At 69.0% G+C, this 22,703-nt stretch carries 23 protein-coding genes; 11 read left to right on the top strand and 12 right to left on the bottom strand.

The genetic code is table 11. From position 1 onward, the window contains the following. Positions 1-19: 19 nt before the first annotated feature. The 4 genes from EV643_RS04850 to EV643_RS04835 are packed head-to-tail and all read right to left on the bottom strand — an operon-like array spanning position 20 to position 3,497. Positions 20-688, bottom strand: a complete 669-nt coding sequence (locus tag EV643_RS04850) for a (2Fe-2S)-binding protein (RefSeq protein WP_133798749.1) — start codon at positions 686-688, stop codon at positions 20-22. Then, complete coding sequence (locus EV643_RS04845; RefSeq protein ID WP_133798748.1) at positions 685-1,461, bottom strand: ABC transporter ATP-binding protein; 777 nt, start codon at positions 1,459-1,461, stop codon at positions 685-687. Before EV643_RS04845 ends, EV643_RS04850 begins: the two co-directional genes overlap by 4 nt. Positions 1,462-1,464: 3 nt before the next feature. Then, entirely contained in the window at positions 1,465-2,514 is a 1,050-nt protein-coding gene (locus EV643_RS04840; RefSeq protein ID WP_133798747.1) for a FecCD family ABC transporter permease, read from the bottom strand. Then, positions 2,511-3,497 carry a FecCD family ABC transporter permease gene (locus EV643_RS04835; RefSeq protein WP_238165363.1) on the bottom strand — a complete coding sequence of 329 codons (987 nt, stop codon included), beginning with the start codon at positions 3,495-3,497 and terminating at the stop codon, positions 2,511-2,513. Before EV643_RS04835 ends, EV643_RS04840 begins: the two co-directional genes overlap by 4 nt. A gap of 303 nt (positions 3,498-3,800) precedes the next feature. Between EV643_RS04835 and EV643_RS04830 the strand changes: the two genes are divergently transcribed. Further along, complete coding sequence (locus tag EV643_RS04830) at positions 3,801-4,640, top strand: ABC transporter substrate-binding protein (protein WP_133798745.1); 840 nt, start codon at positions 3,801-3,803, stop codon at positions 4,638-4,640. Positions 4,641-4,694: 54 nt separating this feature from the next. Then, positions 4,695-5,354, top strand: a complete 660-nt coding sequence (locus EV643_RS04825) for a hypothetical protein (RefSeq protein WP_133798744.1) — start codon at positions 4,695-4,697, stop codon at positions 5,352-5,354. Positions 5,355-5,483: 129 nt separating this feature from the next. Here EV643_RS04825 and EV643_RS04820 read toward each other — a convergent pair whose 3' ends face one another. The 3 genes from EV643_RS04820 to folP are packed head-to-tail and all read right to left on the bottom strand — an operon-like array spanning position 5,484 to position 7,753. Further along, complete coding sequence (locus EV643_RS04820) at positions 5,484-6,170, bottom strand: class III extradiol dioxygenase subunit B-like domain-containing protein (protein ID WP_133798743.1); 687 nt, start codon at positions 6,168-6,170, stop codon at positions 5,484-5,486. Position 6,171: 1 nt separating this feature from the next. Continuing rightward, positions 6,172-6,918 carry a pyrimidine reductase family protein gene (locus EV643_RS04815; protein WP_238165362.1) on the bottom strand — a complete coding sequence of 249 codons (747 nt, stop codon included), beginning with the start codon at positions 6,916-6,918 and terminating at the stop codon, positions 6,172-6,174. 22 nt (positions 6,919-6,940) lie between these two features. Further along, entirely contained in the window at positions 6,941-7,753 is an 813-nt protein-coding gene (gene folP, locus EV643_RS04810; RefSeq protein WP_133799194.1) for a dihydropteroate synthase, read from the bottom strand. Positions 7,754-7,933: 180 nt separating this feature from the next. Between folP and EV643_RS04805 the strand changes: the two genes are divergently transcribed. The 4 genes from EV643_RS04805 (at position 7,934) to EV643_RS04790 (ending at position 12,039) form a co-directional block, all read left to right on the top strand. Beyond that, complete coding sequence (locus EV643_RS04805; protein ID WP_133798742.1) at positions 7,934-9,250, top strand: L-fuconate dehydratase; 1,317 nt, start codon at positions 7,934-7,936, stop codon at positions 9,248-9,250. Beyond that, positions 9,247-9,999: an SDR family NAD(P)-dependent oxidoreductase gene (locus EV643_RS04800; protein WP_133798741.1), complete on the top strand. Its 753-nt coding sequence runs from the start codon at positions 9,247-9,249 to the stop codon at positions 9,997-9,999. Before EV643_RS04805 ends, EV643_RS04800 begins: the two co-directional genes overlap by 4 nt. Further along, a complete protein-coding gene (locus EV643_RS04795) occupies positions 9,996-10,991 on the top strand; it encodes an aldo/keto reductase (RefSeq protein ID WP_133798740.1) in 996 nt (331 codons plus the stop codon). The genes EV643_RS04800 and EV643_RS04795 overlap by 4 nt, the downstream gene beginning before the upstream one ends. A 184-nt stretch (positions 10,992-11,175) precedes the next feature. Then, complete coding sequence (locus tag EV643_RS04790; RefSeq protein WP_133798739.1) at positions 11,176-12,039, top strand: S1 family peptidase; 864 nt, start codon at positions 11,176-11,178, stop codon at positions 12,037-12,039. On the opposite strand, the gene EV643_RS04785 is transcribed toward EV643_RS04790, so the two are convergent. Next, positions 12,033-13,625: an ABC-F family ATP-binding cassette domain-containing protein gene (locus EV643_RS04785; RefSeq protein WP_133798738.1), complete on the bottom strand. Its 1,593-nt coding sequence runs from the start codon at positions 13,623-13,625 to the stop codon at positions 12,033-12,035. The two genes, EV643_RS04790 and EV643_RS04785, sit on opposite strands and share 7 nt — an antisense overlap. 219 nt (positions 13,626-13,844) lie before the next feature. Next, positions 13,845-14,516: a FadR/GntR family transcriptional regulator gene (locus tag EV643_RS04780; RefSeq protein ID WP_133798737.1), complete on the bottom strand. Its 672-nt coding sequence runs from the start codon at positions 14,514-14,516 to the stop codon at positions 13,845-13,847. Positions 14,517-14,558: 42 nt separating this feature from the next. On the opposite strand from EV643_RS04780, the gene EV643_RS04775 reads away from it, so the two are divergent. The 4 genes from EV643_RS04775 (at position 14,559) to EV643_RS04765 (ending at position 19,870) form a co-directional block, all read left to right on the top strand. After that, positions 14,559-14,969, top strand: a complete 411-nt coding sequence (locus tag EV643_RS04775) for a DUF3052 domain-containing protein (RefSeq protein WP_133798736.1) — start codon at positions 14,559-14,561, stop codon at positions 14,967-14,969. A 416-nt stretch (positions 14,970-15,385) separates the two neighbouring features. Continuing rightward, a complete protein-coding gene (locus tag EV643_RS04770) occupies positions 15,386-19,177 on the top strand; it encodes a multifunctional oxoglutarate decarboxylase/oxoglutarate dehydrogenase thiamine pyrophosphate-binding subunit/dihydrolipoyllysine-residue succinyltransferase subunit (protein ID WP_133798735.1) in 3,792 nt (1,263 codons plus the stop codon). A 1-nt stretch (position 19,178) separates the two neighbouring features. After that, positions 19,179-19,355 carry a DUF6104 family protein gene (locus tag EV643_RS44015; protein WP_165554028.1) on the top strand — a complete coding sequence of 59 codons (177 nt, stop codon included), beginning with the start codon at positions 19,179-19,181 and terminating at the stop codon, positions 19,353-19,355. A 26-nt stretch (positions 19,356-19,381) separates the two neighbouring features. Then, positions 19,382-19,870 (top strand): AAA family ATPase, encoded by a 489-nt coding sequence (locus EV643_RS04765; RefSeq protein WP_238165361.1) that lies wholly within the window; start codon positions 19,382-19,384, stop codon positions 19,868-19,870. Positions 19,871-19,891: 21 nt separating this feature from the next. Here EV643_RS04765 and EV643_RS04760 read toward each other — a convergent pair whose 3' ends face one another. Further along, a complete protein-coding gene (locus tag EV643_RS04760; RefSeq protein ID WP_133798734.1) occupies positions 19,892-20,248 on the bottom strand; it encodes an ArsR/SmtB family transcription factor in 357 nt (118 codons plus the stop codon). 114 nt (positions 20,249-20,362) lie between these two features. On the opposite strand from EV643_RS04760, the gene EV643_RS04755 reads away from it, so the two are divergent. After that, the gene (locus EV643_RS04755; protein ID WP_133798733.1) at positions 20,363-21,613 is read left to right on the top strand and encodes a calcium:cation antiporter family protein; all 1,251 of its coding nucleotides are present in this window, start codon (positions 20,363-20,365) and stop codon (positions 21,611-21,613) included. A gap of 91 nt (positions 21,614-21,704) precedes the next feature. On the opposite strand, the gene EV643_RS04750 is transcribed toward EV643_RS04755, so the two are convergent. Further along, positions 21,705-22,007, bottom strand: a complete 303-nt coding sequence (locus EV643_RS04750) for a WhiB family transcriptional regulator (protein WP_133798732.1) — start codon at positions 22,005-22,007, stop codon at positions 21,705-21,707. A gap of 136 nt (positions 22,008-22,143) precedes the next feature. After that, positions 22,144-22,677, bottom strand: coding sequence for a GNAT family N-acetyltransferase (locus EV643_RS04745; RefSeq protein WP_133798731.1), 534 nt, complete (start codon positions 22,675-22,677; stop codon positions 22,144-22,146). Between the last annotated feature and the right edge of the window lie 26 nt (positions 22,678-22,703).

Genomic DNA, 22,703 nt, shown 5'->3' with positions numbered 1-22,703 from the left:
ACGACGCCTCCGACAGTTTTCAGCCAGCGACGACCGCCCGGGGGCACCCGCCACATGGTTTAACGTTCGGCAGGGCGTAGAAGAGGCAGCAGGAAGTCCGGATTTTCTGCTCCAGATCGACCCCGAACGCCTCCGCGGTCGACGCGGCATACGGCGCTTCTTCAGGCATTCTGATCGCCGCCCGCAACTCGTCCTCGACCGCACCCCGCCGCTGCCGCGAACTCAGCTTCACCCCCGGCCGATAGCTGTCCGTGAACGCCTTCGTGTGATCTTCCACCTGGCGCGCAGCCTCGGCCGGGGTAATGACGCGCTGCGACAGCAGGGCCACATCGGTTGGGTAGTACGCGGTCGGATGCCGCCGGAAGGCCAGCGAACCAGGCGACACGTCCGGTGAAACACCGGCGACCGCACTGGACAAACCCGCGACGATCGACGGCACCGAGACGTACCACATCAGCACGAACATCGCGGCCACCTGCACCGGCGCCTCGATGTCGTACTCGCGCCCGTAGTCGTCCTGCAGCGCCTTGCGCCACCCGTACGTCGGGTCGCCGCCGGCCAGTTGCTCGTCAAGCAGCGCGGCGCAGGAGATCCAGTCGGGCCCCGGCACACGATCCGTAGTACGGACGGACAGCCAGGAGACCTCGCCGTCCAGCAGGTCCGCGAGCCGGGCCGCGGAGTACGTCATGCAGACACCCTACGATCGGGCACCACCACGGGCGCCCCGCCGACCTCCACGACCGTGGCGCGCAGTCCGAACACCTCTGCCAGCAGTTCCTCGCTCAGCACCTCCACGGGCCGCCCCTGCGCCGCGATCTGGCCACCACCCATGACGACCAGGTTGTCCGCGTACTGCGCTGCCAGGGTGAGGTCGTGCAGCACAGTGACCACTGTGCGACCGGAAGCGTGCGCCGCGGCGTGTACGACGTTCATGACGTCCACCGCGTGCGCCAGGTCGAGGTACGTCGTCGGTTCGTCCAGGAGGAGGTGTTGCGTGCCCTGTGCGAGCACCATCGCGATCCACACGCGCTGCCGCTGACCACCGGACAACTGGTCGACCGGGCGGTCCCGCAGGTCGGCCAGCTCCACGGCCGCCAGTGCCTCGTCGATCGCGTGCTGGTCCTCGGAGGTGAGCCGCGCGAACATCCCGCGATGCGGATGCCGGCCACGCGACACCAGCTCGGCCGCGGTGATCCCCTCGGGCGTGACGGGGCCCTGCGGGAGCACGCCGAGCTGACGGGCCAACTCCCGGGCAGGCAGTTGGTGGATGTCCTTGCCGTCGAGCAGGACGCGACCGGTCTGCGGCTTGAGCAAGCGACTCATCCCGCGCAGCAGAGTGGACTTGCCGGACCCGTTCGGCCCGACGATGGCCGTCATCCGGCCCTGCGGCACCTCCAGGGTGAGCCCGGTCACGACCGGCTCGTCCGCGCCGTACGCAAGCGTGAGGTTCTCGACGTGCACGGTTCAGCGTCCCTTCTGCTGACGACCGATGAGATGAAGCAGGTACGGCGCGCCGCAGGCGGCGGTCACCACGCCGACCGGCAACTCGTACGGGCCGACTCGGAGTACTTCGAGGCCGTTGCGCGCAACCAGGTCGGCCGCGGTGACGAACAGCGCACCCAGCATCGCCGTGGTCATCAGTGGCGGCCGGTCGGACTTGGCGAGGCGTTGCGCGATCTGTGGAGCAACCAGAGCGACGAACGCGATCGGACCGGCCCCCGCAGTCGCCATGGCGGCCAGGACTGTCGCGATGATCAACAGAGCGAGCCGTGCTCGCGACACCCGCACACCGAGCGACGAGGCCACGTCGTCACCGAGCACGAGCGCCTCCAGGCTGCGGTTGAAGGTCAGTGCCAACGGCAGCAGGACCAGCACGGCCAGGCCGACCGGTACTGCATCACTCCAGGTCCGCGCGTTGAGCGAACCGGCCAGCCAGGCGGCCGCCCGACCCGCATCCGTGACGTCACCGATCACGAGCAGCCAGGTCACCAGTGAGTTGGCGGCGGCCGCGACGCCCACTCCGATCAGGACCACTCGCCCGGCGTCCACGACTCCTCGCTGGATCGAGAGGACGCCGACGATCAGGGTGGCGAGGAGTCCGCCGACGACTGCCGCGAGTGGGATTCCGACCTTCGCGGCGAGGCCGGAGATGTTGCCACCGCCGGTCCCGGCCAGGACGATCACCGCTACGGCGGCCGCGGATGCGCCGGAGTTCACGCCGATGATGTCCGGGCTGGCCAGCGGGTTGCGGGACAACGTCTGCAGCAACGCCCCCGACACCGCGAACGCGATCCCCACGAGCAACCCGGTCGCCACTCGCGGCAGGCGCAACTCCAGCACGATCAGCCGAGTCCCGCCGTCACCGCCACCGGTGAGCACGCGCACCACGTCAACCACGGGGAGTTTCGTAGTACCGACGCTCAAGGAAACCAGGGCGAGCGCGACCGCAACGGCAGCGAAGGCGATCCCCAGGACAAGGGTGCGAGGCTTGACCGCTTGCTCAACTGCCGTCACAAGGCCACCGCCCGCCGCCGGACCACGACCACGAACAACGGCGCCCCGACCAGACCCAGTACGACGCCCGCCTGGACCTCGCCGGCACCACCGAGCAACCGCCCCACCACATCGGCCAGGATCAGCGCGGCCGCACCCGTCAAGGCGGCGGCCGGGATCAGCCAGGTGTTCCGCGACCCGAAGATCCGCCGCGCCACGTGACCGGCCAGCAACCCGAGGAACCCGATCGGCCCACACGCGGCGACCCCTGCGGCCGTCAGCAACCCGATCGCCACCAGCCCGACGAACCGCGCCCGCCGTACCGACAGACCCAGTCCTGCGGCGACATCGTCCCCTAGTGCGAGCAGATCCAGGTCCCGTGCGTTGATCGCGGCCAGAACCAACCCGACCACGGCGAACGGCAACACCTGCACCGCGACGTCCAGCCCGCGCCCGGACACGGACCCGACCGCCCAGAAGCGGTACCCGTCCAACGTGTCCGCGTCGAGCAGCACGATCGCCGACGTCATCGCCCCCAGCAACGCCGCTACGGCCGCCCCGGTCAACGCCAGCCCCACCGGGGACGCCCCAGTCCCCCGCGCCGCCAGCCGCTGCACCCCGAACGTCGCCACCAGCGCCCCGATCAACGCACACCACACCGTCGACCCGACCGACTCCACCACACCCACCTGCAACCCCAGTACGACCGCGAGTGCAGCCCCAGAGCTCACCCCGAAGATTCCCGGCTCGGCCAATGCGTTCCGGGTGTGCCCCTGCATCAGCGTCCCCGCCACCCCGAGACACGCCCCGATCAACACCGCCACCACGGTCCGGGGCAACCGCAGACTCCGCACGATCACGTCGGCATCCGACCCGCCCCCGTCCACCAACGCCCGCGCCACCGCACCCAAGCCCAACCACCGAGATCCCAACGCCAGACTCGCCGCGAACGCGACGACCACGACGAGCAGCAGAACCGCGAGCGCGACCGTGCGGCGGGCCAACGGACGTGCGGAACCGGCGGGTGTACCTGCGGAACCGGCGGGTGTACGTGCGGAACCAGCAGGTGGACGTGCGGGATCGGCAGGCGAGGACATACGGTTAGGGTTGCCTTACTAGTCAGTCGGGTGTGACACCTTAACCCGCGATCCGTCCGTCGATCTGGAGTGCCCCGTGCGTCTGTCACGTCTCACCGCCCTGTTCGCTGTCGCCGCATTGGCCTGACCGCCTGCGGGTCCGGCTCGGAGGAGACCCCGGCCGCAGCCGGCGCGTCGAGCGACGGGTTTCCGCGGACTGTCGAGCATGCGATGGGGAAGACGGAGATCCCGGCGAAGCCGAAGCGGGTGATGGCGCTGGACGCGAGTTTCGTCGACGCCTCGCTGATCCTGGACACGCCGGTCGTCGGGTACACGGACTACCGGAGCATCAACGGGAAGCTGCCGGACTACCTGGGCGACGACCGGACGACGTACGCGTCGGAGGCGAAGGCGGTCGGGACGCTGGCCGAGCCGAACCTGGAGATGATCGCGGCGCAGAAGCCGGACCTGATCATCTCGGCGAAGGTGCGGCACGAGAAGCTGTACGAGCAGCTGTCGAAGATCGCGCCGACGGTGATGTCGGAGACCACCGGGCCGACCTGGAAAGAGAACATCACCCTGACCGGGAAGGCGCTCGGCCAGGAGGAACTGGCGGCGAAGGAGCTGGCCGCCTACCAGACGGCGGCCAAGACCGTCGGCGACGCGATCAACGCCAAGGCCGGCAACCCGACGATCTCGATGGTCCGGTTCGTCGACGGGCCGACCCGCCTGTACCAGAACAAGAGCTTCTCCGGGATCGTCTTCAAAGACGCCGGGCTGGCGCGGCCGAAGTCGCAGGACGTGGACGACTTCGCCGCGGAGATCAGCGCGGAGCGGATCAAGGACGCCGACGCCGACGCGATCTTCGTCTCCGTGTTCGCCGACGAGAAGGGCCTGAGCGCCAAGACCGCCGACCAGTTCAAGGCCAACCCGCTCTGGAAGCCGCTCGCCCCGAAGGTCCACGAGGTCCCCGACCTCACCTGGATGACCGCCGTCGGCCTGCAGGGCGCCTGGGTCATCCTCACCGACCTAGCCAAAACCTTCGACGTCCCCGATCCCGTCCACAGCTGAGCCCCGCTTGTACGACGGGGTTGCGGGCTGGGCTGGGTCGGTAGGGTCGGGGCTGTGACCGTGTTGGAGAGATGGCATGTCGGGCCGTGGACGACACGGGGGACGTTGCCGGGTGAGCCGCTCGAACCGGGCCGCAAGCGGACACCGGACGAGCTGAACTTCGACGTGGTCGGCCTGGCGCGGATCCTCGGCCGACGCCTGGACGGCCGGGCGGAACTTCAGGTTCGCCTCTGGCAGAACGAGTTGCGCCCGACGCACACCCGGCTCTGCGGCGTACACACGCTCGCCGACCCGGACAACTCCCGCCAGCTGGCCGACACCGCCCGCGACGCCTTCATCTGGCTCGCCGAACGCGCGCCGGCAGGATACGAATTCGTCCTCACCGACGCGATCTACCTCCGCCCCCGCACAGACCTGAATGCGGACGTCGTCGCGGTAGAGACCGTCATCCAGCTAGCCACAGAACGCGACGGCAACCCCCCACCGACCGCACACCTGGCCACCTCCCACGTACGCCGATCCGCGGCAGGCATGTGGTTCGCAGGTGACGCCGTGTCCAACTGGTCCGGCCCCCACCCCTCCCCCGACGAGGCGGCAGCCGCAGTACAAACCGCCCGGACAGCCCTGGCCCAACACCTTCGAGCCAGCGGCCACCACGACCTCGCAGCCACCGAGACCCGCTGGCCACCGGTGTCTAGATCGCCTCGCCAATAGCCGCATATTGCGCCGATGGCCTGTTGCAACCCGCCATCGGTCCAGCAACCTGCCAGCGGTGCAAACAACCCGCCATCGGCAGCGGGAAGCCCACTCATTTCGGGGGGTAACCACCGAAATGCATGAGGTCTAGGGCGTGGTCCATAAGGCGACGAAGTAGCCGACGCCGTAGGGGGCTGCGTGGTAGAGGAGGGAGCCGGATAGGCCAGTGGTCACGGCTAGGACCTGCCAGGGGGCGCGGCCGGCGGCTTGGAGTTCGCGGGCCAGGTCTGGGTCGAGGGCGGCGAGGGTGGTTGTGTCGGCCGAGTCGAGGGCTGCCGCGACTGTGGTGTCGAAGATCTCGGCGCGGGGGTGCAGGTGGACCGGCGAGTGTTCGCTGCGCCGGGCCGACCCGTCGCCCATCACCAGCAGCGCGATCCGATCGGGGCCCTCGGCAACCGATCGGCCGAGTGCCAGGCAGGACTCCGGTGTCTCGTCGACGGCGACCGTTACGAGGGTGCGCGGAAGGGCGGCTGTCTTGCTCTGTTCGACGAGCCAGCTGCCCATCGTCAAAGACAACGGCAGCACCGGATCGCCCGAGCCCACGCGCACGTCCGGAGCGCCGTACGGGCCGAACGATCCGGCTGCGGTCGCGTCGTACCAGCGGCCGGTGACAGGGCCGGAGCCGACGATGACGAGTCGGTCGGCGGCGGCGAGCTGGTCGATCGCGGTGAGGCAGGCTGCGCGGAGGTCGTCCAGTTCGTGCGCGGCACCACTGGCGACGGCCGGGACAAGCAGCGGCGGATGCGGGCAGACAGCGGCGGCGACAACTGGCATCTCAGGACTCGCGTAGGTAGCGGAGGAACAGGTAACCGTCGTCGGCAGCCAAGGCGCTGTGCAAGGCGAACGCCCGCGTCGAGGTGGCGGTCGGTCCCGCGGTGATCCGTCCGGAACCAGGGCCGGCCAGCAGCGGTGCCAGCGACAGACACATCTCGTCGACCAGGTCCGCCTCGGTCAGTGCACCAAGCAGGTGCGGACCACCCTCGGACAGGATCTGCGGCAAGCCCCGCTCGACCAGGGTCTGAACAACAGCGCGCAGATCCACACCAGCCTCACCGCACACCACCACGTCAGCAACTTCAGCCAGCGCATCACGGAGAAGGGCCGGGGCCGCCACCTGGGTGAAGACGATCGGCCGGACCGGCGCCTCGGCCAAGAACGGCGCGGTCGGGTCCAGGTTCAACCGGGACGAGACGATTGCGAGGGTGGGGTTTTCGGCCAGCCCGTTGGCCAGTCGCCACTCACGCCGGGCGGCGCCGAGCCGGAGCGGGTTGTAACCCTCGATCCGGACCGTGCCGGCGCCGACCAGTACGACGTCGCTGAGCATCCGCAGCTTGCCGAAGATCTCCTGATCGGACTTGCTGGACAACGCCTTCGACTTGCCCTCGAGTTCGACCGCGCCGTCGAGGCTGGTGACGAAGTTGCTGCGCAGATGTGGTCGCGATCGATCGTCGACCTGGTACGCCGCGATCACCTCCGCCTCCGTGAGCTCGGACAGCCGCCGTATCACGCGAGGCTCCCGCACGGTCCAGGGCTCCTCCGGCTGGTCAAGCCAGGCTCCTTCGGGTTCCGGCGGGCTCGGCGGAGCCGCGCAGTACGGCGATCAGGTCGAGGGCCTGGCGTGCGGCCGGGACGTCATGGACGCGGAACACGCGGGCTCCGAGCCAGGCCGAGATGCTCAGCGCGGCCAACGTACCGGAACCGCGCCGGCCCGGCGGCAGGTCAAGGGTCTCGCCGATGAAGTCCTTGTTCGACACCGCGACGAGTACGGGCCAGCCGGTCGCCGCGAGTTCGTCGAGCCGGCGGGTCAGTTCGAGCGACTGCCAGGTGTTCTTGCCGAAGTCATGGGTCGGGTCGATCACGATCGAGTCCGGCCGTACCCCGGCGGCGACCGCGTGCTCGGCGAGGGCCGTGGTCGTCCGGATCACGTCGGCCACCACGTCGTCGTACGCCATCCGGTGTGGATCGGTGCGCGGGGTGAGGCCGCCGACGTGGCTGCAGACCAGGCCCGCGCCCACCTCGGCGGCGGCTTCGGCCATCCCGGGGTCGGAGCCGGCCCAGGTGTCGTTGATGAGGTTCGCGCCGGCTTGGCCGACCCGGCGGGCGACGCCGCTGCGGTACGTGTCGACGCTGATGATCAACCGAGGGTGACGCTGCCGGATCCCCGCGACGAAGTCGACCGTGCGCCTGAGCTCCTCGTCCTCGCTGACGGGTTCGCCGTAGCCGGCCTTGACCCCGCCGATGTCGACCAGATCGGCCCCGTCCGCGACTGCCTTGTCGATCGCCTCGTACGCCGCGTCGGTGGCGAACGTCGCGCCCCGGTCGTAGAAGGAGTCCGGCGTCCGGTTGACGATCGCCATCACCGCGAACTCGCCCGGCCCGAACACCCGCTCCCCCAGGCGCAACACCCGCTCCCGCACTTCCGGCTCAGCCACGCTCCGAACTCTAACGCGGGCAGGGAACCGGCTGCCGACTGCCCAAAGCGGCACATATCCTATAGGATTCTCTCGACCGCCTAGATCGCACCAGAACGGGTATCCATGCCGCGCTTCACCGAGTTCGAGACGTACGACGTCCGCTTCCCCACGTCGCTGGAGCTGGACGGCTCCGACGCGATGAACGCCGACCCGGACTACTCGGCGGCGTACCTGATCCTGCGGACGGACGCGGGTGACGGGCTGGAGGGGCACGGTTTCGCCTTCACCATCGGGCGCGGCAATGACGTCCAGACGGCGGCGATCGAGGCCTTGCGCGACCACGTTCTCGGGCTCGACGTCGACGCGACCCTCGACGATCTCGGCGGGTTCTGGAAGTCGCTCGTGCACGACTCGCAACTGCGCTGGCTCGGCCCCGAGAAGGGCGTCATGCACATGGCCATCGGCGCGGTCGTGAACGCGGTCTGGGATCTGGCCGCCAAGCGGGCCGGCGTACCGCTGTGGAAGTTGCTGGCCGATCTCACCCCCGAGCAGATCGTCGACCTGGTCGACTTCCGCTACCTGACCGACGCGCTCACCCGGGAGGAGGCGCTGGAGATCCTCCGCAAGGCCGAACCGGGTCGCGCCGAGCGGGAGACGCAGTTGCGCGAGCGCGGCTATCCGGCGTACACGACCACCCCCGGCTGGCTCGGGTACGACGACGCCAAGCTGGTCCGGCTCTGCCACGAGGCGGTGGCCGACGGATTCACCCAGATCAAGCTGAAGGTCGGCGCGAACCTCGACGACGACATCCGCCGGATGCGGCTGGCCCGCGAGGCCGTCGGCCCGGACATCCGGATCGCCATCGACGCGAACCAGCGCTGGGACGTGGCCGACGCGATCACCTGGATCAACGCGCTCAAGCCGTACGACGTGTGGTGGGTCGAGGAGCCGACCAGTCCGGACGACATCCTCGGCCACGCCGCGATCGCCAAGGCCATCGCGCCGACGAAGGTGGCGACCGGCGAACACGTGCAGAACCGGGTGGTCTTCAAGCAGTTCCTGCAGGCCGACGCGTTGTCAGTGCTGCAGATCGACTCGGCCCGGGTCGCCGGGGTGAACGAGAACATCGCGATCCTGTTGCTGGCGGCGAAGTTCGGCGTACCGGTGTGCCCGCATGCCGGTGGGGTCGGGTTGTGCGAGCTGGTGCAGCACTTGTCGATGTTCGACCTGATCGCGGTGAGCGGCAGCAGCGACAACCGCGTGATCGAGTACGTCGACCATTTGCACGAGCACTTCCTCGATCCGGTGACGATCGAGGACGGGCACTACGTCGCGCCGGGGCGGCCCGGGTTCAGCGCCGAACTGAACGCCGAGACGCTGGCCGGCTACCGGTTCCCGGGTGGCAAGATCTGGACCGAGCTGAAGGAGGAGGGCAAGTGACGGATTTCGCCGGCCTGCGGGCCGTGGTGACCGGAGGCGCGTCGGGCATCGGGCTCGCGGCCGCCACCCTGCTCGCGGAACGCGGGGCGCAGGTGGTCGTGTTCGACCTGAAGCCCGACGTACCGGAGCCGCTGACCGGGATCGCCGCGGATGTCACCGATGACGCGTCCGTCCGGGACGCCGTGGCCGCGGCCGCCCTGCAGCTGGGCGGGATCGACGTGCTGGTGAACAACGCCGGAATCGGCGCCCAGGGCAACGTCACGGCCAACGACGACGAGGAGTGGCACCGCGTCTTCGACGTCAACGTGGTCGGCGTCGCCCGCGTCACCCGCGCGGTCCTCCCCCACCTCCGGCGTTCGAAGGCCGCCGCGATCGTCAACACCTGCTCGATCGCCGCGACGGCCGGGCTGCCCAACCGCGCCGTCTACAGCGCGAGCAAGGGCGCCGTTCTCGCGCTGACGATGGCGATGGCCGCCGACCACGTCCGCGAAGGCATCCGGGTCAACTGCGTCAACCCCGGTACCGCGGACACGCCGTGGGTAGGAAGGCTGCTGGACGTCGCGGCCGACCCCGCCGCCGAGCGGGCCGCGCTCGAAGCGCGTCAGCCGATGGGCCGGCTGGTCACCGCGGAGGAGGTCGCGAACGCGATCGCCTACCTGGCCAGCCCGTTGTCCGGATCAACAACCGGTACTGCGCTGGCGGTCGATGGCGGCATGCAGAACCTGCGGCTCCCGGCGGCCCGCTCATGAAACTCTTCCCGGACGACCAGCGGATCGGACTCGGCGGTGCGCCGATCGGCAGTCTGCTCGGTGTCGTTACGGATGCTGACGCGGTTGCGACTGTTGAGGCCGCATGGGACGAGGGTTGGCGGTACTTCGACACGGCGCCGCACTATGGACTCGGTCTCGCCGAGGAACGCCTCGGCGCCGGACTGGCCGGCAAGCCACGGTCGAAGTACGTGCTGTCCAGCAAGGTCGGACGGATCATCTACGAGGCGGACACCGAGGCGACCGACGACGAAGGCTTCGCGGTGCACACGAAGCGCCGCCGCCGTTGGGATTTCAGTCGCGATGGCGTCCTTCGGAGTATCGAGGATTCGCTACGCCGGATCGGTACTGATCGGCTCGACGTGGTCTTCGTCCACGACCCTGACGATCATTTCGATGAGGCGGTGGCGACTGCGTTTCCGACGCTGATCGCGCTTCGTGAGCAGGGGGTTATCGGCGCGATCGGGTCGGGGATGAATCAGTCGGCGATGCTGACCCGGTTCGTTCGGGAGGTCGACATCGACGTCATCATGCTGGCCGGCCGCTACAGCCTGATCGATCCGGACGGCCTCGACGAAGTACTCCCCGCCTGCGTGGAGAACAATGTCCAGGTTGTGGCCGTCGGCGTCTTCAACTCCGGATTGCTCTCCCAGCCTCGGCCCGCTGACGGCGCCACCTTCAACTACGCTCCGGCGGCTGCCGTATTGGTCGACAAGGCGAACAAGATCGCCGACTTGTGCGAGGCCCACAACCTCACGTTGCCCGCTGCCGCCCTGGCCTTTCCGCTGGCGCACCCGGCGGTTGCCGGAATCGCCGTGGGCTGCCGCACACCGGCGGAGGTCCATACCAACGCAGCGCTATCCCGCGCGGCGATCCCGGCCGCTTTCTGGTCCGACCTCAAGTCCGCCGGACTGCTACGAGAGGACGCCCCGACCCCGGCCTCGGTTGAGCCCACCAGCGCCGTACCACGGTAAGAAGTTGCCACATACCGACCAAAAATCACCGCCCAACGATCCCAAGCCCGGGTTCGGCCTTGCGGGGGGATCGGGACGCGGCTGATACTCGCTGCGTCGTCAGGAACACGCCCGCCCTGACTGTGCGTGTTTCGGCGCCTACACCTGGGGACCGGCAAGGTCCCGTCGCTCACAGGAGGATGCCGTGAGGATCAAACGCACTCCAAGCCAGGTCGCCACGTTGATCGCCACTGCCGTCGGGTTGGTCGTCGTCGCGGCCGTCGGTCCGTCGGCGTCGGCTGCGCCCCCGGCGCGCTACTCCGTGGATCAGCTCTCGGACGCGGGCGCCGCCGTACTGCGGTCCGGTGCCGAGGGGATCGCGTGGTACGTCGACAGCGCGACCAACCGCGTCGTCGTCACTGCCGACAGCACCGTCTCGTCCGACGAGATCGACGGGATCAAGAAGAGCGCCGGTGACAAAGCCGGTGCGATCCGGGTCGAACGAGCGGCCGGGGTATTCCGGCCGTTGCTGTCCGCGGGCGACGCCATCTACGGCGGGCAGTACCGCTGCTCGCTCGGGTTCAACGTCGTCAAGGGCGGTACCTACTACCTCCTCACCGCCGGACACTGCGGCAAGGTGGCCAACACCTGGTTCACCGACTCCGCCCACCGGACCCTGATCGGGGCCACCGTCGGCGCCAGCTTCCCGGGCAACGACTACGCCCTGGTCCGGTACGACAACACCTCGCTCAGCCACCCCGGTGGCTTCACCGCGGCCAACGCGTTCGTCGGTGAGCAGGTGAAGCGCACTGGGTCGACCACCGGCACCCACAGTGGAACGGTCACCGCGCTGAACGTCACCGTTCGCTACCAAGGCGGCGGCACGGTTCGCGGCATGATCCAGACCACCGTCTGCGCCGAACCCGGCGATTCAGGCGGCCCGCTGTACAACGGCACCAGGGCCCTGGGTATCACGTCCGGCGGCAGCGGCAACTGCAGCTCCGGCGGCACCACCTTCTACCAGCCCGTCCCCGAAGCGGCGAACAAGTACGGCGTCACCGTCTACTGACCGGGCTCGAAGGGCGGATCGATTCCGGTCAGTTCGCCGTTGTCGAGCTGGAGCCAACGGGTGATGCCGATCTCCCGGAGGAACGGGAGGTCGTGGCTGGCGATCAACAGGGCGCCCTGGTACGAGGCCAGGGCGTCCTGCAGCTGGGCGACGCTGGAGAGGTCGAGGTTGTTGGTCGGCTCGTCCAGCATCAGGAGTTGCGGTGGCGGCTCGGCCAAGAGGAGCGCCGCCAGCGTTGCCCGGAACCGTTCGCCGCCGGACAGGGTGCTGACGGGTTGGTCCGCCGCTCGACCGCGGAAGAGGAACCGCGCCAGCCGGGCCCGGCGTTCCTGGTTCTCCGCGCTCGGCGCCAGCAGGGCAAGGTTCTCCACAACGGACAACTCGTCGCGTAGTAGGTCGAGTCGCTGGGGCAGGAGGCGGTACGGGACCCGGGGCAGCTCTTCCTCGGTGATGGCATGCAACAACGTGGACTTGCCCGCGCCGTTCGGACCGATCAGGGCGATCCGCTCAGGGCCGCGGATCTCCAGATCGACGTGCAGCCCGGTGCGCAGTACAAGGTCCTCCAGCTTCAGTACGACGCGGCCTGCGGGGACTTCTGTCTTCGGCAGGTCGACGCGGATCGTGTCGTCGTCGTGAACGCGTTCCTCAGCGTCGGCGAGTGCATCCTGGGCGGCTTCGAGGCGTTCGGACTGCATACCGAGGTGCTTGCCGGCCGAGACCTGCGCGGACCGTTTGAGGCCGCCGGCGATGATCTTCGGGATGCCGCCCTGCTCGAAGGCGCGCTGTCCGGCGGCCCGGCGACGGTCCATCTTCATCCGGGCCTCGATCAGGTCGCGCTTCTGCTTGCGGACGTCGGACTCGGCGCTGCGCATCAACCGCTGGGCGGCCTCCTGCTCGATCGCGACCGCCTCCTCGTACGCCGTGAGGTTGCCGCCGTACCAGGTGATGTCGCCCTTTCGCAGGTCACCGATCTGGTCGACCCGGTCGAGGAGCTCGCGGTCGTGGCTGACCACGATCAGGGCACCGCGGAACGACTCGACGGCCTCGTACAGGTGCCGGCGAGCGCGGAGGTCGAGGTTGTTGGTCGGCTCGTCGAGCAGCAGTACGTCGGGACGCTTCAACAGTTCGGCGGCCAGGCCGAGCAGGATCGTCTCGCCACCGGAGAGTTCGCCGACGCTGCGGTCCAGGCCGATCGCACCGAGGCCGAGCTTGCCCAGCATCGCCTCGGCGCGTTCCTCGGCGTCCCAGCCGTCGCCGACCGTGGTGAAGTTCTGCTCGGACGCGTCGCCCTGCTCGATCGCGGTGATCGCCCGGCGGATCTCGGCGATCCCGAGGGCCTGGTCCACCTGCAGGGTGGTGTCGAGGGTCAGGTCCTGCGGGAGATAGGCGAGCTCGCCGGTCGCCCGGATCGAGCCCCGTTGCGGGTTCAGCCGGCCGGCGATCAGCTTGAGCAGGGTGGACTTGCCGACGCCGTTGCGGCCGACCAGACCTGAGCGCATCGGGCCTGCGACGAAGCTCAGCCCGTCGAAGAGGACGTCACCGTCGGGCCAGGCGAAGTACAGGTCGTGACAAGTAAGAGAAGCCATCGTGGGGTACTCCAAAGAGGTCTCGGAACGAGATCGCGGCACCGGACCGGTGGCGATCAATCGCGGAGGAAAGACCTCGGAGTTACAACCCGCACCCCTGACGTAGGCAATGTGACGTCAACCAGAGTAGGCAACCGGCGCAGGTGGCTCAAGCCCATTTCCGATCCTTGCGGCCGGCAACGATCCAGGGCCTTGCGGGATCAGAGGGCGCTGCGGCGATCAGGGGGCGCTGCGGAGCCAGGCCTCGACGCCGGCGATGTGCGCGGTCATCCAGGCCCGGGCGACCTCGGCGTCACCTTGTTCGATCGCGTCCAGGATGGCGGTGTGCTCGGCGAGCGTGCGTTCGACCGCGCCGGCCTGGGTGACGCCACGCCAGATCCGGGCCCGTTGAGTGGCCCCCGAGATGCCGTCGAGCAGTGAACAGACGACCGCATTGCCGGTCGCCTCGGCGATGGCCCGGTGGAAGCGCAGATCGTTCGCGACCAGGTCGTCGACCGACGGGTCGTTCGCCAGGCTGTTGGTCAGCCGGCGGAGCTCCTCGACCTGATCCTGGCTGATCCGGCCGGCCGCCAGCGCGGCGACCCCGGGCTCGAGCAGCCGGCGGACTTCGAAGAACTGCAGTACCGAGTCGTCGCGGTGCAGATCCACCATGAAGTTGAGCGCGTCGAGCAGGTGGGCCGAGTCCAGACTCGTCACATAGGTGCCGTCGCCGTGCCTGACGTCCAGCACATTCACCAGGGTGAGCGCCTTGACCGCCTCGCGCAGCGAGTTCCGGGACAACCCCAGCCGCGCCGCGAGGTCCGCCTCCTTCGGCAACCGGTCCCCCGGACCCAGCTCACCCGAGGTGATCATCTCCTTGATCTTGACGATCGCCTCATCCGTCAGCGCCATCCGCTCAGTATGCCGCCCGGGACGGTACTTACCATCGAAACCATGGCCACCACGCCCGGGTACTCCGGGAAGCCGCTGGCCGCGAAGCTCGGGATCAAGCCGGAGCACGCGGTGTTGCTCGACAACGGGCCGGCGGGCTTCACGATCGAGGGGCTGCCGGACGGGATCCGGCCGGCGACCCGCGCCGGGCGGACGGAGTACGACGTGGTGCTGGCCTTCTGTCCGGATCGGGCGCGGCTGGCCAAGAGGTTGCCGGTCCTGCTCGAGCGGACCACGAGGGCCGGGATGATCTGGATCGCGTGGCCGAAGCGGTCGTCCGGCGTGCCGACCGATCTGGACGAGAACGGCGTCCGCAACCTCGCGCTGCCGCTCGGCGTGGTGGACGTGAAGGTGTGCGCGGTCGATGCCACCTGGTCGGGCCTGAAACTGGTACGCCGGCTGGCCAATCGGTGAGAACTGGACTGATCCAGTGAGTGAGCTTCACCACATTTTTGTTGACGACTGAGCATTACGGCTGGAGACCGCGCAGTTGCATACAGTGGGCAGCCAGGCGTACCGGATGCCGCCGGCCACCCCGCGAGCAGCGCAAAATCCCACGAATGCAACGGGTCTCGATGCGTTGCCTGCTCCCAACGCGGCGAACGGCGAAAGAACAGCCGGCGACGATGCTGGAACACCTCGCAGCCGGGTGTTTCAGCAGCCGGCCGGGGATCCCGGGACGACGCAACCACTCGACACACTGGTCCGGTGATCCCGGGCTGTAGATGTGTTGCCCGTCCTATTAACCTTGCCCTCGGGACGCACCCCATAACTTCAGCAGTCATAACCAGTGGTATCAGACCCGCACATCGGAAGAGGCGAACTGCCAAGTGGCCACCGAGCCATCAGACACGAATCCCCTTGCAGCCTTCGGCGCGAACGAATGGCTGGTCGACGAGATGTACGAGAAGTACCTTCAGGACCCCAAGTCGGTGGATCCGGCCTGGTCGGTCTACTTCGAGGGGAAGAAGTCGAAGGGGAACAGCCCGGGTGACGCGACGCCGGTGACGACCGGTCCGGCCGACGCTCCCCGACCCGATGCGGTGTCCGACAACAAGACCCCCGAGGCCCCTGTCCGCGGCGCTGCCACCTCGGCTCCGGCCGCAGCCGCAGCCGCACCGGCGCCTGCCGCACCGGCGCCCGCGACACCTGCCGCTGCCACAGCCGCGCCTGCCCGGCCTGCTCCTGCCTCGACCGGAGGAACGGTGAACCAGCCGCCCACGGCCAAGCCCAAGCCGGCTCCCGCGACCAGCGCGGACGCCGAGCGGGTGATCCTGCGCGGCGCGCCCGCGCGGACGGCGCAGAACATGGAGGCCAGCCTCCAGGTGCCGACGGCGACGAGCGTCCGGCAGGTGCCGGTCAAGTTGCTGATCGACAACCGGATCGTCATCAACAACCACCTCAAGCGGGCCCGCGGCGGCAAGATCTCCTTCACCCACCTGATCGGCTGGGCGCTGGTCCGGGCGCTGAAGACGCTGCCGGAGATGAACGGCTCGTACGACGAGACCGACGGCAAGCCGACCCTGGTCCAGCCGCAGCACATCAACCTCGGCCTGGCCATCGACATGCAGAAGCCGGACGGCACCCGGCAGCTGCTGGTGCCGTCGATCAAGGCCGCCGAGGAGATGAACTTCGCCGAGTTCTGGATGGCCTACGAGGACATCGTCCGGCGGGCCCGGGACAACAAGCTCGCGCTGCCCGACTTCCAGGGCACCACGATCAGCCTGACCAACCCCGGCACGATCGGCACCCAGCACTCGGTGCCGCGGCTGATGGCCGGCCAGGGCTGTATCGTCGGCGTCGGCGCGATGGAGTACCCGCCGGAGTACCAGGGCGCGGCCGACGAGACGATGGCCAAGCTCGCGGTCAGCAAGGTGATGACGCTGACCTCGACGTACGACCACCGGATCATCCAGGGCGCCCAGTCGGGTGAGTTCCTGCGTCGGCTGCACAAGCTGCTGCTCGGCGAGGACGGTTTCTACGACGAGATCTTCCAGTCCCTGCGGATCCCGTACGAGCCGATCCGCTGGGCCGCCGACCTCCCGCACAGCCACGAGGAGGACATCAGCAAGCAGGCCCGGATCCTGGAGCTGATCCACGCGTACCGGGTGCGCGGCCACATCATGGCCGACACCGACCCGCTGGAGTACAAGCAGCGCAGCCACCCGGACCTGGACGTCGCCACCCACGGGCTGACCCTGTGGGACCTGGACCGCGAGTTCGCCACCGGGTCGTTCGGCGCAGCGACCGACCGGCGGTTCATGAAGCTGCGCGAGATCCTCGGCATCCTGCGCGACTCGTACTGCCGGACCACAGGTATCGAGTACATGCACATCCAGGACCCCGAGCAGCGCAAGTGGCTGCAGGAGCGGGTCGAGCGGCCGCACACCAAGCCGCCGCGCGAGGAGCAGTTGCGGATCCTGGCCAAGCTGAACGAGGCCGAGGCGTTCGAGACCTTCCTGCAGACCAAGTACGTCGGCCAGAAGCGGTTCTCGCTGGAGGGTGGCGAGACCACCATCCCGCTGCTCGACGAGATCTGCGAGGAGGCGGCCGGCGCCGGCCTGGACGAGGTCGTCATCGGGATGGCGCACCGCGGCCGGCTGAACGTGCTGGCCAACATCGTCGGCAAGTCGTACGGGCAGATCTTCCGCGAGTTCGACGGCAACATCGACCCGCGGACGGTGCAGGGCTCCGGTGACGTGAAGTACCACCTGGGCGCGGAGGGCGAGTTCGTCTCCGAGTTCGGCGACCGGATCAAGGTGTCGGTGGCGGCGAACCCGTCCCACCTGGAGACCGTCGACCCGGTACTGGAAGGCATCGCCCGGGCCAAGCAGGACCTCCTCGACCTGGGCGCCGCGTTCCCGGTGCTGCCGGTCCTGGTGCACGGTGACGCGGCCTTCGCCGGCCAGGGCGTGGTGGCCGAGACGCTGAACCTGTCCCAGCTGCGCGGCTACCGCACCGGTGGCACAATCCACGTGATCGTGAACAACCAGGTCGGCTTCACCACCTCGCCGGCGGCGTCGCGGTCGTCGATGTACTGCACCGACGTGGCCCGGATGGTGCAGGCGCCGATCTTCCACGTGAACGGCGACGACCCCGAGGCCTGCGTCCGGGTCGCCGACCTGGCCTTCGAGTACCGCCAGGCGTTCAACAAGGACGTCGTGATCGACCTGGTCTGCTACCGCCGCCGCGGTCACAACGAGGGCGACGACCCGAGCTTCACCCAGCCGCTGATGTACGACCTGATCGAGCAGAAGCGGTCCGTCCGCAAGCTCTACACCGAGGCCCTGATCGGCCGTGGCGACATCACGGTGGACGAGGCCGAGCAGGCGATGCGGGACTTCCAGCAGCGGCTGGAGCGGGTTTTCACCGAGGTCCGCGATGCGAAGAGCCAGCCGGACACCCCGGCGCCGTACGTGACCGTCCCGGTCTACCCGGACAAGCCGGAGGGCCCGGACGCGACGGCCACGACGCCGGAGATCCTGAAGAAGATCGCCGACGCGTACACCACGCTGCCGGAGGGCTTCACCGCGCACCCGAAGGTGCTGCCGCAGATGCAGCGCCGAGCCGCGGCGATCACCCAGGGCCCGATCGACTGGGCCAGCGCCGAGATCACGGCGTTCGGGTCGCTGCTGGTGGCCGGCCGCCCGGTCCGGCTGGCCGGACAGGACAGCCGCCGCGGGACGTTCGTGCAGCGGTTCGCCGCGGTCGTCGACCGGGTCACCGGTCAGGACCACGTACCGCTGCAGCACCTGGACGAGAACCAGGCGAGCTTCTACGTCTACGACTCACTGCTGAGCGAGTACGCCGCCCTCGGCTTCGAGTACGGGTACTCCGTCGCCCGGCCGGACGCGCTGGTGCTGTGGGAGGCGCAGTTCGGCGACTTCGTGAACGGCGCCCAGTCGATCATCGACGAGTACATCTCGTCCGGTGAGGCGAAGTGGGGCCAGAAGTCCGGCGTCGTACTGCTGCTGCCGCACGGGTACGAGGGCCAGGGCCCGGACCACTCGTCGGCCCGGATCGAGCGGTTCATGCAGCTGTGCGCGGAGAACGCGCTGACGGTCGCGCAGCCGTCCACACCGGCGTCGTACTTCCACCTGCTCCGCCGGCACACGCTGCAGGAGGAGCACAACCCGATGATCGTCTTCACGCCGAAGCAGCTGCTCCGGCGGAAGGAGGCGGTGTCGCAGCCGGAAGAGCTCACCCGCGGCACCTTCCGGCCGGTGCTCAACGACCCCGAGGCGGAGGCGAACACCGGTGCGGTCGACCGGGTGATCCTGGCCTCGGGCCGGGTCGTGTACGACCTGCTGGCCGAGCGGAAGAAGGCGGAACCGGACAAGATCAGCACGGCGATCGTCCGGGTCGAGCAGCTCTATCCGCTGGCGTCCGAGGAGATCAAGGCGGAGCTGGCGAAGTACCCGAACCTGCAAGAGGTCCGCTGGGTGCAGGACGAGCCGGCGAACCAGGGCCCGTGGCCGTTCATGGCGCTGAACCTGACCGAGCACCTGGGTGGGCTGCCGTTCTACCGGGTCTCCCGGCCGGCCATGTCCGCGCCGTCGGTCGGCTCGCACGGCGTGCACGTCGCGGAGCAGGCCACGCTGATGAAGCAGGCCTTCAGCTGACGTGTACTTCACCGACCGAGGGATCGAGGAGCTCGAGGGCCGGCGTGGCGAGGAAGACGTCACGCTGGCCTGGGTCGCCGAGCGGCTGCGCGAGTTCGTCGACCTGAACCCCGAGTTCGAAACCCCGATCGAACGCTTCGCCACCTGGCTGGCCCGCCTCGACGACGAGGACGACTGATCCACCGGCTGATCTAGTCTGACCGAATGCCCTTCGCCGACCACCCGGTACGCCGAGTCGCCGCCGCGGAGGGCATTCGTGTGTCCAACCACTGGCCGCACACCATCCCAGCGGTCGCACAGCTGCTGACCGACGGGCTCGACCTCGCTCCCGGCGTCACCTTCCTCGTCGGCGAGAACGGCACCGGCAAGTCCACTCTGGTCGAAGCGATCGCGATCGCCTTCGGTCTCTCCCCCGAAGGCGGCTCGACGGGTGCCCGCCTCACCACCCGATCCACGGAGTCCGCCCTGTCCGACGACATCCGGCTGACCCGAGGGGTCGGCGCAGGCCGGGCCGGGTTCTTCCTCCGCGCTGGCCGCGACGGGCTCACAAGTGCTGTGCGCAACCCACTCCCCCGTCATCGCCGCTCTGCCTGGTGCGACGATCCTGGAGATCGGCGACTGGGGCATCCGGCCTACCACCTGGTCCGAGCTCGAACTCGTGCGGAACTGGCGGGCCTACCTGGACGCACCTGACCGGTACCTGCGGCACATCCTCTAGTCGGTGTGCGGTGGCCTGGTCCGGCGGGGCGGGTCGGGCGCGAGGGAGCCGTCCGGGGCGATGTGTTCGAAGATCTGGTCGACCAGGTTCAGTACGTGCGGGTCGTCGACGGTGTAGATGTGGCGGCGGCCCTCCCGGCGGGCCGTGATGATGCCGGCCAGACGGAGTTTGCCCAGGTGCTGGCTCGCCGTCGCGATGCTCACGCCGACGCGTTCGGCCAGCGTGCCCACGTCGTACTCGCCCTGCGCCGCCAGGGAGACCAGATGCAGCCGCACCGGCGCGGACAGCATCGCGAAGGTGCCGGCGGCGGAATCCAGCTGAGCCTTCGTCGGTTCGGGGTTCGGTGTCGTCATCGCGGAGTCATTGTGACCGCTGGAGCAGGTCCCCGGAACACGGCAGGCCGGTGGTGACCACGCTCGCACACTTTCGCAATTGCGAAAGTATCAAAACGATGGCAGGCTGGAGGCATGCCAAGAGCTCTCCGCCCCGTGCTGCTCCTCCTCGCACTGGCGATCCCCGCGATCGCTCTCCGGCTGACCGGCACCCACCCGGCCGCTCCGCTGGCGATCGTTCTCTTCGGCGTCGCTGTCGTCGCCGCGTCGTTCGTCCTCGCGTGGGCCGCCGAGGCCGCGGAGGTCGACATCTCCGGCGGACTCGCGATCGCCTTGCTGGCGGTGATCGCCGTCCTCCCGGAGTACGCGGTCGACCTGTACTTCGCACACACGGCCGGCAGCCAACCGGAGTACGTGCAGTTCGCCGCCGCCAACATGACCGGCTCGAACCGGCTACTGCTCGGCCTCGGCTGGTCCAGTGTCGTCCTGATCAGCCTGTACGTCGCCAGTCGGCGCAGCGGCCGATCGGTCAAGGAACTGGTGCTCGAGTCGGGTTATCGGCGCGAACTCGGATTCCTCGCGATCGCGTCCGTGGTCGCGTTCGTCATCCCGGTGACCGGGCAGATCCACCTGCTCCTCGGGATCGCGCTGCTCGCCTTCTTCGGGTACTACCTGTGGCGCGCGGCCGCGTCGGACCACGACAAGGAGCCCGACCTGATCGGCCCGGCCGCGCGGATCGGGGCGCTCTCGACGGCGCAGCGGCGGTTCGCGGTGATCTCGATGTTCATGGTGTCGGCCGCGGTGATCGTCGCATCGGCCGAACCGTTCGCGGACTCGCTGGTCGAAGGCGGGCACGCGCTGGGGATCGACCAGTTCCTGCTCGTACAGTGGCTGGCGCCGCTCGCCTCGGAGGCGCCGGAGTTCATAGTGGCGCTGTTGTTCGCGTGGCGCGGCAAGGGTGCGGCCGCGCTCGCTCTGCTGATCTCCGCCAAGGTGAACCAGTGGACGCTGCTGATCGGCAGCCTCCCGATCGCGTACGGCATCGGCGGCGGCTCGGCCGCGTTGCACCTGGATGGCCGGCAGGTCGAGGAGTTCATGCTCACCGCGACGCAGACGCTGCTGGGGATCGCGGTGCTGCTCAGTCTCCGGTTCCCGCGTTGGGCCGCCTGGACGCTATTGGGTCTCTTCGCCGCGCAGTTCGCCGTACCGGGGCAGACGGGGCGGTACATCCTCTGCGGGATCTACGCCGTACTCGCGGCGGTCGCTTTCGTCCACCACCGCCGGGAGATCCTGCCGACACTGGCCGAGCCGTTCCGCCGGAACAAGCAGAAGTCGGGGCAGTCGGTGCAGGTCGAGGAGCGTGCGGACGAGCTCGTCGGGGTCTGATCCCGCGGAACACGCCGCCGGAACAGGCCGCTGGAACGGCAAAGGCCTGCGGTTCGACTGGGCAGTCAGTCGAACCGCAGGCCTGTCTTTGTCAGCTGGCCTGCTGCTGCTCCTCGCCGACGACCGCGGTACGGCGACGCTCGGCCGGGCCGGGGCGCCCGCGACGGCGGCCGTACAGGAACTTCTCCCCGGCCGCGGTCCCGGTGAACTTGGTCCGGCGGGCCCATTCCCGGCACTCCTCGAGTACCGGGCACGCCGTCAGGCAGACCGCCTGCGCCTTACGCTGCTCCCACTGGCTTGCGGTCTCGTCGTACGCCGGGGCCTGGCCGACGCACGCGGCCTTCGTCATCCAGCGGTCGGCGGGGTCGGCGATCACCGTCAAGGTCGGCCTCATGGGCACTCCTGCTCCCTCATTCGATCGGGCGGATCGAATCCGCGGGGGTTTCCCGCGGTAAGCACAGCCTGAGCCAGAAGCGTTGCCCCGCCGAGACGGCAATGTTTCAAGCATGAAACGTCCCGCGCGCCGCCTGTCACAACGGTGCCGCTGACACTCCATGCGGGCGAATCATCCGGATCTCGGGCACGTCGAAGAAGGGCTCGTCGACCCGGCTGCCGTCCTCGACGAAGCCATGCCGGCGGTAGAAGGCCCGCGCCCGCCCGTTCGCCTCCAGCACCCAGAGGCAGGCCGGTTGGGTGCCGATGGCAACATCCAGCAGCCGGGCGCCGAGGCCGGTCCCCCACCAGCTCTGGCGAACGTAGATCGCGTAGAGCTCGAGCTGGACCGGCGAGTCCTCGTCCCGGGCCGGACCGGGCGCCGAGAAGCCGATCACGCGATCCTCCACGGGAGCGGCCGGATCAGGGTTGACCGCGATCCACCGAACCACTCCGTCGGCGAGCGCGGCGGCCCAGCGCTCGGTACGGCGTACCAGGTCGCTCGTGCGCTCGAGGAGCAAGGCGGGCTCCACGATCCCGGCGTACGCCTCCCGCCAGCAGGTCAGATGGCACAGCGCGCCGGCCTCGGCATCGGCCACCTCGGCGCGCCGGATCTCGACACTTTCGTTCATGGCAACCCGCCCCCGGCAACCCGCTC

This window comes from Kribbella caucasensis, from assembly GCF_004361855.1.
Classification (GTDB): Bacteria; Actinomycetota; Actinomycetes; order Propionibacteriales; family Kribbellaceae; genus Kribbella; species Kribbella caucasensis.
This window is presented reverse-complemented; position numbering and strand designations above follow the sequence as displayed.